The 14,371-nt window shown below is 33.9% G+C and carries 14 protein-coding genes; 9 read left to right on the plus strand and 5 right to left on the minus strand.

Going from position 1 to position 14,371, the window contains the following annotated elements; all coding sequences use genetic code 11:
* Positions 1-191: 191 nt before the first annotated feature.
* The 9 genes from N1249_RS16630 to N1249_RS16670 all read left to right on the plus strand — a co-directional run bounded on the left by N1249_RS16630 (position 192) and on the right by N1249_RS16670 (position 8,810).
* Positions 192-1,376: a DUF4297 family anti-phage-associated protein gene (locus tag N1249_RS16630; protein ID WP_200038075.1), complete on the plus strand. Its 1,185-nt coding sequence runs from the start codon at positions 192-194 to the stop codon at positions 1,374-1,376.
* Positions 1,376-3,091, plus strand: a complete 1,716-nt coding sequence (gene herA, locus N1249_RS16635; RefSeq protein ID WP_200038073.1) for an anti-phage-associated helicase HerA — start codon at positions 1,376-1,378, stop codon at positions 3,089-3,091. Before N1249_RS16630 ends, herA begins: the two co-directional genes overlap by 1 nt.
* A gap of 49 nt (positions 3,092-3,140) precedes the next feature.
* Positions 3,141-3,533: a hypothetical protein gene (locus N1249_RS16640; protein ID WP_200038071.1), complete on the plus strand. Its 393-nt coding sequence runs from the start codon at positions 3,141-3,143 to the stop codon at positions 3,531-3,533.
* A gap of 63 nt (positions 3,534-3,596) precedes the next feature.
* Entirely contained in the window at positions 3,597-4,313 is a 717-nt protein-coding gene (locus N1249_RS16645; protein ID WP_259831265.1) for a hypothetical protein, read from the plus strand.
* A 53-nt stretch (positions 4,314-4,366) separates the two neighbouring features.
* Positions 4,367-5,698: a PIN domain-containing protein gene (locus N1249_RS16650; RefSeq protein ID WP_200038068.1), complete on the plus strand. Its 1,332-nt coding sequence runs from the start codon at positions 4,367-4,369 to the stop codon at positions 5,696-5,698.
* A 190-nt stretch (positions 5,699-5,888) separates the two neighbouring features.
* The gene (locus tag N1249_RS16655; protein WP_259831274.1) at positions 5,889-6,287 is read left to right on the plus strand and encodes a hypothetical protein; all 399 of its coding nucleotides are present in this window, start codon (positions 5,889-5,891) and stop codon (positions 6,285-6,287) included.
* Positions 6,288-6,295: 8 nt separating this feature from the next.
* The gene (locus N1249_RS16660; protein WP_259831280.1) at positions 6,296-7,558 is read left to right on the plus strand and encodes a relaxase/mobilization nuclease domain-containing protein; all 1,263 of its coding nucleotides are present in this window, start codon (positions 6,296-6,298) and stop codon (positions 7,556-7,558) included.
* Positions 7,559-8,089: 531 nt separating this feature from the next.
* Positions 8,090-8,476: a hypothetical protein gene (locus N1249_RS16665; protein ID WP_259831282.1), complete on the plus strand. Its 387-nt coding sequence runs from the start codon at positions 8,090-8,092 to the stop codon at positions 8,474-8,476.
* Positions 8,477-8,495: 19 nt separating this feature from the next.
* The gene (locus tag N1249_RS16670) at positions 8,496-8,810 is read left to right on the plus strand and encodes a cell wall-binding protein (protein ID WP_259831284.1); all 315 of its coding nucleotides are present in this window, start codon (positions 8,496-8,498) and stop codon (positions 8,808-8,810) included.
* Positions 8,811-8,859: 49 nt separating this feature from the next.
* On the opposite strand, the gene N1249_RS16675 is transcribed toward N1249_RS16670, so the two are convergent.
* From N1249_RS16675 to N1249_RS16695, 5 genes are all read right to left on the minus strand, one after another.
* Entirely contained in the window at positions 8,860-9,288 is a 429-nt protein-coding gene (locus tag N1249_RS16675) for a hypothetical protein (RefSeq protein WP_259831286.1), read from the minus strand.
* A 96-nt stretch (positions 9,289-9,384) separates the two neighbouring features.
* On the minus strand, positions 9,385-9,771 hold the full coding sequence (locus N1249_RS16680) for a hypothetical protein (RefSeq protein WP_259831288.1): 387 nt from the start codon (positions 9,769-9,771) through the stop codon (positions 9,385-9,387).
* 14 nt (positions 9,772-9,785) lie between these two features.
* The gene (locus N1249_RS16685) at positions 9,786-11,660 is read right to left on the minus strand and encodes a DNA-binding protein (protein ID WP_259831290.1); all 1,875 of its coding nucleotides are present in this window, start codon (positions 11,658-11,660) and stop codon (positions 9,786-9,788) included.
* Positions 11,657-12,961 (minus strand): site-specific integrase, encoded by a 1,305-nt coding sequence (locus tag N1249_RS16690; protein ID WP_259831292.1) that lies wholly within the window; start codon positions 12,959-12,961, stop codon positions 11,657-11,659. Before N1249_RS16690 ends, N1249_RS16685 begins: the two co-directional genes overlap by 4 nt.
* The gene (locus N1249_RS16695; protein WP_259831300.1) at positions 12,954-14,156 is read right to left on the minus strand and encodes a tyrosine-type recombinase/integrase; all 1,203 of its coding nucleotides are present in this window, start codon (positions 14,154-14,156) and stop codon (positions 12,954-12,956) included. Before N1249_RS16695 ends, N1249_RS16690 begins: the two co-directional genes overlap by 8 nt.
* Positions 14,157-14,371 lie beyond the last annotated feature (215 nt).

Here is a 14,371-nt window from a genome sequence, read left to right on the forward strand (position 1 = left end):
TGAAAGTTATTACCGCTATCACATTATTTACAACATAATAATTAGCATGTTAATCAAATGCTTTTGGTTCTTTTTGCATGTCAATGGATTAGCTTTGTGGCAAAATCATGAAGCTATGCAATCATTGCATTGTTATTAACACAGCATATTTTTATAAACTTTTAACACCTTATCTCAAAAAGGATAACAAAGTGGACAGAAGTGCAGTTGATACAATTCGTGGGTATTGTTATCAAGTTGATAAAACGATTATTGAAATTTTTTCGTTACCACAAATGGATGACTCGATTGATATAGAATGCATTGAAGATATTGATGTCTACAACGATGGGCACTTAACTGCGATCCAATGCAAATACTATGAGAGTACAGATTATAACCACTCCGTCATATCAAAGCCCATAAGACTAATGTTGTCACACTTTAAGGACAATAAAGAAAAAGGGGCGAATTATTATCTATTCGGGCACTATAAATCAGGACAAAACAAATTAACACTTCCATTAAAAGTTGACTTCTTTAAATCTAACTTCCTCACATACACTGAAAAACAAATCAAACATGAGTACCATATAGAAAATGGGCTTACCGAAGAGGATCTACAAGCCTTTTTGGATAGATTAGTTATAAATATCAATGCAAAATCATTTACTGATCAAAAAAAACAAACTATACAAATAATAAAAAACCATTTTCAATGTGAAGATTATGAGGCAGAGCATCATTTTTATTCTAATGCTTTCAGAAAAACTTATGATATCTCTTGTAATAAAAAAGAGCGAAGGATAAAAAAATCAGATTTTATTGAAAGTATCAACAAATCCAGAGTCTTATTTAACATATGGTTTTATCAATATGAAGGAAGAAAAGAATATTTAAGAAAACTAAAAGAATCTTTCATAAGCAGAAGTTTAAACACCTCTCCTTATGCTCGTTTTTTCATCTTGGAATTTCAAGACAAGACTGATATAAAAACAGTTAAAGACTGTATATATAAAATACAATCAAATTGGTCTAATTTATCTAAAAGAGCAGATCGACCATATTCTCCTTTTTTACTTGTTCATGGCATCAGCGAAGATAAGTTATACGAATTGAAGAATCAATTATACAATGAAAATCTAATTTTCGCTGATGGATACCCTTTTAAAGGAAGTGTATTTACTCCAAAAATATTAGTCGAAGGTTTTTCAAATAAAGAAATCCACTTCCAATTTATCAATGACATAGATGATTTCAATGAAATACTGAACAGTATTCATATAAGAAAAGAAGTATATCAGTTCTATACGAAAAACTGCCTTGATATCCAATCCCAACTACCCCAGGTAAACATACAAGTTAAAGACTTTGCCGATATAAAGGAGATAGTGTAATGAGCAGGAATAATGATATTAATGCAGAAGTAGTATCAGTTTCGCCAAATAAACTAAAAATTTCCGTAGACGACCTTGAAGAGTTTAAGATAGCAGAAGAAAAATTAGGTGTAGGATCTTATTTAAGGGTTTCAGATAATCAAGATGTTGCTCTTCTGGCCATCATAGATAATTTTTCTATTGAGGTTAAGGAAAGCCAAAAACAAAAATACATGATAGAAGCAAGCCCAATAGGTCTTGTTAAAAATGGAAAGTTCTATCGCGGGGGTGATTCACTTGCACTTCCACCTAAAAAAGTTGAACCAGCTAAGTTAGACGAAATAATATCTATATATACAGACAGCATAGACATAAAAGATCGATTTACTTTTTCAAGCCTATCACTTAATACAAAAGTATCTGTACCTGTAAATGGAAATAGATTTTTCAATAAACATATTGCTATCGTAGGTTCAACGGGGTCAGGTAAGTCTCACACTGTTGCCAAAATACTTCAAAAAGCCATAGATGTAAAGCAAGAAGGTTATAAAGGGTTAAACAATTCTCATATAATTATTTTTGACATACATTCTGAATATGAAAATGCATTCCCTAATTCCAATATATTGAATGTGGATACATTAACCCTTCCATATTGGCTATTAAATGGCGATGAGTTAGAAGAACTTTTTCTTGATACAGAAGCAAATGATCACAACCAAAGAAACGTATTCCGACAGGCAATTACCTTAAATAAAAAGAAACATTTTCAAGGTGATCCAGCCACAAAGGAAATAATAAGCTTTCATTCGCCATATTATTTCGATATTAATGAAGTTATCAACTACATTAACAACAGAAATAATGAAAGAAAAAATAAAGACAATGAGCATATTTGGTCAGATGAGGAAGGAAATTTCAAGTTTGACAATAAAAATGCACATAGGTTATTCAAAGAGAATTTAACACCTGATGGAAGTTCAGCCGGTGCTTTAAATGGAAAACTTCTCAATTTTGTTGATCGATTACAAAGTAAATTATTTGATAAGAGATTAGACTTTATTTTGGGTGAAGGTAGCAAATCCGTAACGTTTAAAGAGACATTACAAGCCTTAATAAGCTATGGAAAAGATAAATCAAACATTACAATACTTGATGTAAGCGGTGTTCCTTTTGAAGTGCTTAGCATTTGTGTATCATTGATATCTCGGTTAATTTTTGAATTTGGTTATCATTCAAAAAAAAGCAAAAGAAAAACGAATGAGAATCAAGATATCCCAATCTTGATTGTTTACGAAGAAGCACATAAATATGCTCCTAAAAGTGATCTGAGCAAATATAGAACATCCAAAGAGGCAATTGAAAGGATTGCCAAAGAGGGAAGAAAATACGGCGTGACCCTTCTCCTTGCAAGTCAAAGACCTTCTGAAATTTCAGAAACAATATTTTCTCAGTGTAATACTTTTATCTCAATGCGGTTAACGAACCCAGACGATCAAAATTATATTAAACGTTTACTGCCGGATACAGTTGGTGATATTACAAACCTCCTACCTTCGCTCAAAGAAGGCGAGGCTTTAATCATGGGGGATTCAATATCAATACCTTCCATTGTAAAAATAGAACAATGTACAATGCCACCATCGTCAATTGATATCAAATACCTTGATGAATGGAGAAAAGAGTGGGTAGATTCGAAGTTTGATAAGATAATTGAGCAATGGAGCAAGAATTAAAAATTCTTGCTCGCTTATACTTACTTAAATGAACATAAAGAGATGTATTATGAAAAACCTGAGAATACAAGAAATAGCTAATACAACTGGAAATGTTACTGGGTATCAGGTAATTGATGATGCTGGGACTGTTGTTGGAAAGACATTGACTTATAATGAAGCATTGACTTTTTTAATAAATCATTTTAAGGGCATTTTAGAAAAGTTAGAAAAATTAAATACTAAAAATGATGATACAACCGAACAGTTAAGCATACACCAAACATTAACATCTGATCAGATTGAAACAATAGAAGGAGTGCTTATTTCTAAGATTCACCAAAATGATATATTAGGAAAAATTCCTACAGCAAGTAATCTTTATAATAAAATATCCCCAAACAGTCCAGAATTGAATCACATGGAGAATAATAAACAGAGTATATCAAAACATAAATCTTAAACACACTAATTGACTTCTTCTGCATTTATATTAAATCTATATTTTAATGTAAAGGAGTCAATTATGTATAACTTATCACCTTCGATATATAGTTTTTTAGACGAAATGGAAAAATGTGGGAACAATATACATTTCATTAATAGTGAAAATAGAAATTTCTTCTTCCATCCCTATACCTGGAAGGATGATTTACTTAAAAAATTATTAGATATTGGTTTAAATATAAATCAAACAGATAATGATGGTAAGACACCAATATTCTATTGTGGTTATTTTAAAGCATTCAAATTATTACTAACCCATGGAGCAGATATTAATTCAGTGGATAAGTATGGCAAGAATCTTTTGTTTTATGATCATCCCCAAAAAATTTTAGAAGAAATTTTAAAATCAGACATTGACTTTAATTTAATAGATAACACAGGTTTATCATTCTTGTCATATGAGTTATTTGCTAAATATCCAAAAATGATAATGAATAGTCGAGATAAAATATCAATAAAGGATGTTATTATACACAAGATTTACCTGAACACTCATAATGGATTAGAATCACTAATTAAACATAGTTTTAACCTCATCTTTCCAAGTAAAGTTGAACTTAAATATGATCCATATCAGAACCTTGAAGAATTGAAGCAAACACTTATCATCTTGAATAATTTATTAAGTAATAAATCGTCCCAAACAAGATTTCACTTCAAAAGAACTGAAAAACAGCTCTACGAGATACATACTATGGCAAGTTTACAGAGAATAATCTCTCTAAATAGTTTATAATTACTATTGATGGATATCATAAATGCTCCGTTAATTCTTAAAAAGGTGACTGTATGAATAAGAAAAGCACTGATCAAGAAACTGACATTATTTTTACCTTAGAGAGGCAGTTCCCTGTTATTGATAATATATTTTCAAGCTACCCACATTTATCGAGTAAAGATGCTAATAACATAATAATTTTAGACACTAATGTTCTTTTGCTACCCTATGTTGCTGATCAATTAGGAAAAAAGGATATTAAAGTAATTGAAGATTTACTGATAAGATTAAAGGATGAGAATCGCATTTTCATTCCTGAAAGAGTAGCAAGGGAGTTTATCAAAAATAGGGATGGTAAAATATCTGATTTGATAAAAGCACTTAATGACAAAAAATCAAGAATATCCCCTCCGGAGCTTGGATTGTCCAAAGCGCTTCAAGACATGAATCAATACAATACATTAGAATCTTTGTCAAAAAACATTAATGAGCTTACGGCAGAATATAAGAAAACTTATACAGCCATGATAAATGATATTAAATCATGGAAAGGGAATGACCCTATCACTATGATTTATAGAAAAGTTTTTGATAAAAGTAACATCCTTCCTTATCCAGGGGAAGAACAGGATGCAATTAAAGAATGGGAGTATAGACGACTAATGAAATGCCCTCCTGGATATAAGGATGGGGGAAAGGATGACACAGGCATTGGTGATTATCTAATATGGAAAACCTTAATACAAACAGGGAAAGAACAGAATAAAAATGTAATATTCGTCACTGGCGATCAAAAGAGTGATTGGTTTATACGGGGAGAAAAAGAACCAATATTCATTCGCCCTGAATTAATTGATGAATTTAGACGAGAGTCAGGAAATCTCACTTTGCGATTGATTAAATTTGATGAATTACTTACAGAATATAATATCTCAGAAGAGATTGTTAAAGAAGTAAAAAGAGCAGAATCCAATGATAATAAAAAATCAAACACCAACTCGAAAAAGATATATTCAAAATACAGTTCAGTCAGAAAGGATGGATTTGATTACTCAACAAACAATGGTGAGATATTATTAACTGAAAATGGTATTTCATTCAAGGTTAAGTTTAGTAAGGCGAGCGATGAAAGTATTTATGTTTATAACTCAAGTGGTTCATATCAGATAGCCAGGGTCAAGAGTTCCACGCCTAATGATATATTAATATTCGATGATTATGATAGCACATCAGACCATTATAACATTCGGAAAGGAGAGGTTTTTCTTTATAAAAATGATAACGGTGATATTTTAGCTGTTCGCATTTTAGAAATAAAAGATGACAGTCGTAAGGATGAAAATGATTTTGTAACTTTTGAATATATAATTGCACCTCGCGGATCATTTGTTTTCGCCCCTTAAATATATATATGCAAGGTATGACTAAGAGAAGCTCCGCTTCTCTTAGTCCCTTGTTTTTCGCCCTTCGGTTGAAAAAGAAAGTCTAAGTCTTACCTAACTCATTGACATAATTTGCATTTATATTATAACTGTAGTAGGTGTGCAAGGATCGCTCACCATAAAGCGAATACACATATGAAAAGGAGTTTATATGAGTAATACAATAACAACCTTATCCTACACAAATAGCTTTCAGCCTATTTCTAATAATCAAACATCATCAAATGAATCATTACGAATACATTGTGTAAGTGTTCGATTTAATAAAGAAGAATTAGAGATCCTTAATTCCAATCGTGGAAACAAAAGTAAAGGCGAATGGCTTCGTTTAACTTCCCTTGATAGGCTCCCTCCTGTCATACCTTCCATTAACCTGGAAGCATGGAAATCCTTATCTGATATATCCCAAAAACTAAACAGGTTAATCCATCATCTTGACACAAAAAGTAGCAATAGTGAGTTAACCAAAACAGAGATCTTCGCTGTAAAAAAACAGATCAATGAACTTCGCTCGTGTCTGACAGCTTCTGGTGATCTACCAGCCAGGTAAGCTGCTATATGAAGGGAATGCAACGGATCAAAAGGCACAAGAGCTTCGTTAATGTCGTGAAGTATGTGTTGAAACCAAGTTCTCACCACAGAAGCGATCCAGTTGTTATTGGCGGGAACATGACAGGTGATTGTGCAAAGGAACTGATAGCAGAGTTTGATACTGCTAGTGAACTACGGAAGGACATAGCTAAACCTGCTTGGCACAATTCGCTTCGTTTACCCAAAGGTGAAGAGCTTACAAACGAACAATGGAAGCTGATAGCTGACGATTACATGGATCAAATGGGGTTCAGTGACACTCATCTTCGTTGTTATGTTTTACATGATGACAGTGTAGGCCAGCACATACACATCATTGCTAACCGAATAGATTCAGTATCACGTAAGGTTAATCTTGGTAGGCATGAGAGCCTCAAGAGTGGTCATATAATTCAGGCAATTGAAATCAAGTACGGTTTGACAGTGACCAAGACTGCGCCTTCTCTCTCAAATATACAACCGAAGCGGAAAAGAATCTCTCGAAACGAACAGATGCTTTCAGAACGGACTGGCCTTCCCTCCGCTAAGGAAGCTCTCCAACAGATACTTGATAAAAGTTTGACAGATACACCTGATCTTTTAACTTTTATCAAGAGGCTGGAAGAAGCAGAAGTCGGCTGGACGGCGAATGTCGCTTCTACCGGGAAAATGAACGGGTTCTCTTTTTCCTACCGCGATATAGCTTTCAAAGCTTCGCAATTGGGCAAGAGCTACAGTTGGGCAAATCTTAGTAACAGGCTCAACTACAACCCAGACCATCTAGAAGCTCTGCGAACCGGCATACCACCAGAAGAACCCCCTGCTCCTGCTCCTGCTCCTGCTCCTGCTCCTGCTCCTGCTCCTGCTCCTGCTCCTGCTCCTGCTCCTGCTCCTGCTCCTGCTCCTGCTCCTGCTCCTGCTCCTGCTCCTGCTCCTGCTCCTGCTCCTGCTCCTGCTCCTGCAACGATTTTAAGGACAACTGAGAGAAGGGAAAGTATCGGTGGAAAAATTGCAGAACTGGAATTACGGCTCAGAGAAGACAAACGGACCGCAATCGTAGAAAAGATTCTTCTAAAGAATACAGTCAAACAGCAAAAGCATCTCAGGCTCAGTAGCTGGTTTCCCTTTTTACAACGGCTCATAGAGCTTCTCCGAAGCTACGGTAAGAGCATTCTTCACAACAACCCTGCAAGATTCTCAAAAGTCTATGCAACTCAGCATCTAAAACCTGCAAGAAAAATTCGTTTATAGACAGTCAATTACAAATACTTTTCGTAACCGCACTCTATCTTTAGTAACAAATTTTCGTTTAGTCAAGAAAATATTGATCGTTATTACAGATCGATAATCTAGTTGTGATAGTCTTTACCTATCAAGAGCTAATCATCGATCGGTACAAGCAATTTTACTAAAGAGAGTCGGTCATCGAGAATCTCTGTAAACGCACCATTTAATCTGCAACCTTGAGGTTGATATGAAAAACGAAACAATAAAGTGCCCGTTCTGCTTCAAAGAGAGCCAGTTTGGAGTTAGCGTCTGCACTGGCTGTCATTCAACCATCAAATATGGAGCCGTTTCATCTTGGTTAGCTTTACTAATAGGAATTGTGCTGTTGGCGATAGCTTTCTTCATATTCGCTGTCAGTAAAAGTTTTATATTTGCTGTCGTTATCTATTTTGCATCAGCAATTTCTTTGAGATTCTATTTACGTAAGAAATTTGCACACAGAGCCGTTTTCACACATAAAAGCTAACCCTAATCAAATATAATAAGGAAGATAAAATGAATAAATTTATTGTAACCTCCTTTTTCATTGCAATATTTTTAATTTCTGGCTGTTCAACATCAGGGAACCAAAAAATCAAAAATGAAACGGCTCAAAGCCTTCAATCGAAAATAATTAAAAACAAAACAACTAAGGCAGAGCTACTTGTTCAACTTGGTGAGCCTGACACAAGAACGACTCTTGACGATGACAACGAGCAATGGAGATATTTCATGTATAACAATCAGTTCAATGCCTCAACTTTTATCCCTGTTGTCGGTTTGCTAACTGGCGGCTCCCAGACTCAGTCTAAAACTCTCGAAATCGACTTCAATGGAGAAACCGTAAGCAAGTGGACATTCTCTACTGATAATAACAATACAAAATCTGGCATTCTTAATTAATCGTTTCCTGGACAAGAAAATGAAAACATACTCAATTCTCGCAGTTATCCTTTCTACTTTTCTATTAACAGCCTGTAATTCCGAACCTTCTGAAAAAGACATATACAATGCTTTCAAAAGTGTTGTAGATAGATCAAATGCAAGTATGAAAGCTCTGAACTCAAGTATTCCCGAAAAAGATCTTTTAAGAATAGATTATGTTAAGAAACTAAGTTGCACAGAAGAAGCAAACAATGTTTACAACTGCATTGTCGATGCTTCTATCAGCCACATGAAACAAACAAAGCCTGTTAAGCTTGTGAAAGCTGATGGTGTCTGGAAAGAAGTTCAGTAGTAGCTATATAAAGAAGTCTTTTTGCCCCTGTTTAGGGGCTTTTTATTACCTATAATCTGACGGTTCTTATGCGAACTGCTTCATGGGTTAGCTCGTTCTCGATAACCTTAACTTCATATTGTGCCCTGACAGTAGCATAGATTTCCTCTGCTTTTTCTTGATTGTTATCTATGTAATTAACAAGCGAGTTTAGTTCCCTAATAACTCCTTCTTTGTTATTTAATCGTTGTAGAAGATTGCTTGTCAGACTTTTGTACACCGAGCTAAACATAGTCATTATGTTATCAATATTACGATTGGATTTGGAATAAATCCTTTTAGGGTAGAAATACTTCAAATGGTATCCCACAAAAATTAAGTAAAGCTGGTATGAGAAACTTTTATCACCTGGCTGGTATCGTTTTGAGATATATTTATCGACGATAATGATAAGTTGCTCTTCCAGAGTAAACTCTGGATAGATAATGTTCTTGTCCATAAAATGCATCCTTGCATTAGTTAAATAGTCTTCCTGACCATATATTTATATTTATCGAATTTATTTAACTTGTCAATAGGTGTAACCTATCAAATATTATTTTTTATTAAATGGCCTATTCAACTGTTCCATAGTAAGACCGTGTCTATAAGCATTGTACTGCCAATAGCTAAATTGCTCTTTGTATCTATTGTTCTGTTTTTTCAACATTTCATTTTCGGCTTTAAGATTTAATATTTGTTGTGCCGCAATTGTTAAGTTGGCTGGTTTCTTTAAGCCTGATTTTTTCAAGTTGAGCAAGTTCTTCTTTGTTCTATATGCATCAACAACTTCATTATGAGCACTTAAAGATTGCCTTGTGATGGTTCTGTTTAGTTGTTTATAAACAGAGTCGCATAAATCACTCCATGTGATTTTGCCGTCCCAAGTCAGTATAATGTGTGTAATTGCCTTTATTTCACTCCTGTTCAAATGTTTTGCCATAAGTATCTCCTGTTTTAATTATTCAAAAGCTTATTAATTCTTTCCAAATTTTTTTCATGGTGTTGCAACCATTTGTCTGCACCATAATCACCATTTTCATAAGCGATCTGAGTTATTCTCTTTAATTGCATTACTTTCTCTCGGACAGATTGCAGTCTAATTCTATCTACTGAGTTAATGTCCGGTGTTTCATTATCACATTCAATAAGATGATTAATTTTTGCACAAGGCTTGATTAAATAGTTATGTACACAGTAACCAAATTCAGTTAAGTGTATTGCACCTTGATTAAGGTTATCAAAATCAATTGTCAATTCATTTGTGGGTATTGACTCCCTTTGACAGTAATTACTCCTATTCAATTTAATAGCTTTGATTTTATCTAACATATCTTCTTCTGACACATGGTTATAAACTCTGTTCTGATTCGCATTGATACGACCAGACCATTTAGCTATATCTAGTTCAGACATTTCACCATAATGGGCTATTGTGTTTAAAAGGTGCCGTGGCTGGTGTGAGCGAATAAGTAGTGGTTTACCTTCATCATCATAATACCCATATCGGGAAAATATATTTTTATAATTCATCTCATAGCTTTTTTTACTTTGTATATCACTGAAAAAGAAACTTTTAGTAGGCTTATAAAATGTGAAAATTGAAGTCATTCTTGATAAAGAAAATTGATCAGTATTGAGCAAGCATAAAGCATTACTAAATTTTATGGATTTTTCTTTATCATACCATGGAAAGTCTCTGCTAAAATTAGAACTAATAATTTCCCACAAATCACTCAATGAATAGTTGTAATCATTGTGGTTTAAGAAGCTTTTCCCACCATCCAAACTCGTTCTTTTAATTTTTAAAACACATGATTTATGATCAAATAAATGATATCCCAGTGCATGGCAAACTTGTACAACGGTCAATTTAGCTTTTTCATCAACTGTTGGGCAAAGCTCATGTCGGTAAAATTTATCCGGGTACTTTTCGCACCAGTGAGCAAGTGCTCTTGCATGTTGTGATAAGGAAAGTAATCTTCTAATCGCTTTCTTTGCAACTGGTATCATAACCCGTGGAATCCATTTGATATTAGGACCATACCCTTTTACCGAATAAAATCTCAACCCATATCTTTCGATACCCTTGCCATCTATTTGTGTAATCTCACAATCAGCAGGTAAGGCTAAAATTTCAGAGATTCTGCTCGGACAACAAAGTAGAAGTGCAAATACTGAACTGGTGAACTTATCCCTTGGACTCAGTAACTCATCATTTTGTGAAAAAATATCAGCAATAGCGAGTAATGCCTCTTCATCTGGTAACTTATCGCTTCGGTGATAATCCTCAATCTCAGGAAGATAATTGTTTTTGACTTTCTGTTTTACATGATTTTTCCATGAGATATATCCTGACTTCACAAGATTATGTTCACATAGAAACTTTGATATTTTTTCAAGCTGTATTCCACATTTAGCTAAAACGTTACCTTCAAAATATTTACTCCCGATCTGCATTGCCTCATCGAAAACAACGGCTGTAACATTATAAATGAGACCAGTGTTCTGAACCTGCAAAAGGGCCTGTTCGAGACATCGCAAGGCCATCATAATAACCCCATAATTTTTCAATGGTTTCAATGAGTGTTGATATCTGATATATGCTTTCACAAAATTGATATAATCTTCATGCATTGCATCAATGGAATCAAAGACTTTATTTCCAACCCCTATTTTTCTAAATGTTACATATCCTTTCCAGGCATACTGCTCCCAATCCTGAGTTTGGGTTAGTCCGGGCAGTTGATAGCGACAAAATTTTATAAACTCATTATAGTTTTCTTCTACAAGAATATGTTTTTTTGATTTGAACAAAATAATATTATTCATAGTTGATTCACCTCACTGCGATCAATCGGAATAAAAAATATACATTGATTGCAAGGGAATCCTGAATTCTGACTCTGGCATCTACTTGAAGAAAAAAATTTGAAATGACAACTCTTTTTCGATTTGATTCCGTTCATAAAAATATCAGCGACAAATGACAATTGTTCTGAAACAGCGGAATCAATCCTTTCAACACTGTCAGCATGATTTTTAATATAAATCCCCGCACTTGAAGTAGAGGAATGATCCAATAATTCAGCTATAGTATTAACATTATGCCCATCTTTAGCCAGCATAGTTGCTATTGTATAACGAAGCCTACGAGGAGTAACATTTAGTATCGAATCGGTACGGTTGGATATTACACCCTCATTATTAACAATACTTTTCAATGCTACATTAGCAATTGCAGGCTTCGCATATAATTTATTATATTCCAGAAGAATTGAACCTGTTATGGATAAATCTGAGAGTTTTTCCTCATTTAAGAAAATAGGAACTTCTCGTTTAGAATAATCATCAAGAGTTTTTCCAAGAGCTTGCTCAACAAGTTTCACTGATTGATTAGCTTGCAATTGAACAATTGATGCAACCTCTGATATTATTGCAAGTTCTCGATATCGTAGTTCTTTACCCCGTTGTTTAACTCGTGGCACTGAAATTACATATTCTACTTTGCCATTATCTAAGTTCTTTTGAAGAAGGTCTTTATATTTCAACATAACTAACTGCTGAGGTCTTCTACCTGTAAGGCTGATCAATAGTGATATTGCATAATGTGGCAGTGACAGTTCACCTTTTCTATATGCATGATTCATAGCCTTAATCAAAGAAGTATGTTCTTCTTTAGTTAGTGGTCCCTCTGTTGGATCATCTTGAAGCACAGACTGACCAGATTTTTTTATCTTTAGGTCCAAATGCTTTAACAGCTCTACCGCACTTTCATCTATTCCTGGATATCCTAACTCAAACCATTTAATCAAAAATGGTCGTAAAACGCGAAATGATGCCGGGGCTTTTGATAATTTCTTATTTTGATATTCAATTAGAACCTTATCATCAATATGAGTAGGAGATAGTTTACGGATAAGACTCTCCATATTTCTAACAATATTTTTCACATACAAATAGCTGTTGCTATTAAAATAATATTGTACTGTATATACAAATCCACAAACCAAATTTTCGTTCATAGCATATATTAAGTTTGTAAGATTGATTCCGTTATTTTCAATCGAACTGACGATTTTATGTTCATGCAAAGACATTTTATCAGAGTTATATTTAATTAAATTATTCATCAAATCCTCCTTTGAATAGTTGCTCTTGTTGTTCAAGTGCAGTTTTTTTCGATAGCTCAAAAATATGCCTGCGATTATAAATTATTGAAGTATCTGAACCAGGTCGCCATCCCATGAGATAAGAACGGATTTGCTGTTCTTTTTCATCGGATATATCTTGGGCATTGTCTATTGTTTTTGAGAACTCATAATTCCATGTGTGTCGTAATTTATGACCTGTTAATCCACTTAGAAGTGAGGATGATTGACGAACAACACTCACTATCTTATGGTATGAGGAAAATGACAGAGGTTGCCCTTGGGTCTTCCCTTCCTTATAGGTAATAAACAGAAAATCATGCTTATTAGCATTTTTAACTTTCCTACGATCATTCAAAATATAATCTGAAATTTCATATATAAGTTTTGTGTCAGCAATTAATTTTCTCTCACACGTCTTCACTAATGGCTGATAAACTCGTGGATCTGTTTTATCATTTGCTCTCCTTCTTATTGCGATTGTTGATTCTGCAAAATCCATATCGCCAATACGCAGATTCAAAAGTTCACCTGCTCTCAAACCAAAGCAATGTAATAGAAGGAATATTAGATTGTTTCTTTGTTGCACTTTTTCCGTAAACGGGTTCAAGTTACTCCCTGGCGAAAGTATGCTGAATAAAGAATCTAATTGTGCTTTGTCTAAGCTTTTTTCGATTTCCATATTATATTTATCATTATTCCTTGGTTTCTTTCTTTTTATGTTATTAATGAAAGCCATTACTTCCTTGAGAGTATTTTTCTGACCTGCATGTGAAAGAAGTATTTTGCACAACCATTCAAGATAGTTAGCGACTGTTGTAATGCGAAAATACTTAGTTGGTTTTTTGACATTTGAAACCATAAAATTACCATCCCCTCCATCTCGGAAATTTAATGAAGTGAATTCAATCAAATCCTCAATTTCATTAGGAGCGAGAAACAGCTTATTCTGGATTCTTTCATCAATATTGATATTTTTTCTCATAAAGAATCGATATAACAATGAAATGCTCCCAGCGATAACCTTCATTGTTGATATAGACTCTGAACGATTCCTGACTTGTGTTGTTATATACAAGTTTGGATAATACAATGGCTCACCAGTATCTTTATTTACAACATGACAATATCTCTCACCATTTTCGAACATAAAAGAATCCACACAAATACTGCACATATTTTCCTCCTAAACTTTACAAAAAGTATAATTCCAATATATTAATAATAAGCATTTCGTAGATTTACAAATTTATTTGGACCGATTAAGATATTTATTTAAATTAAAACAGTGAGATAGACGATTATTCTTGTCAAATTATCATCTGGTAGATCTAGTTTAAATTATGTACACCTAATACTTCGAAAACTATCTCACTGCCTTGCTAATAAACG

This window comes from Enterobacter sp. CP102, assembly GCF_025152625.1.
Lineage (GTDB): Bacteria > Pseudomonadota > Gammaproteobacteria > Enterobacterales > Enterobacteriaceae > Enterobacter > Enterobacter soli.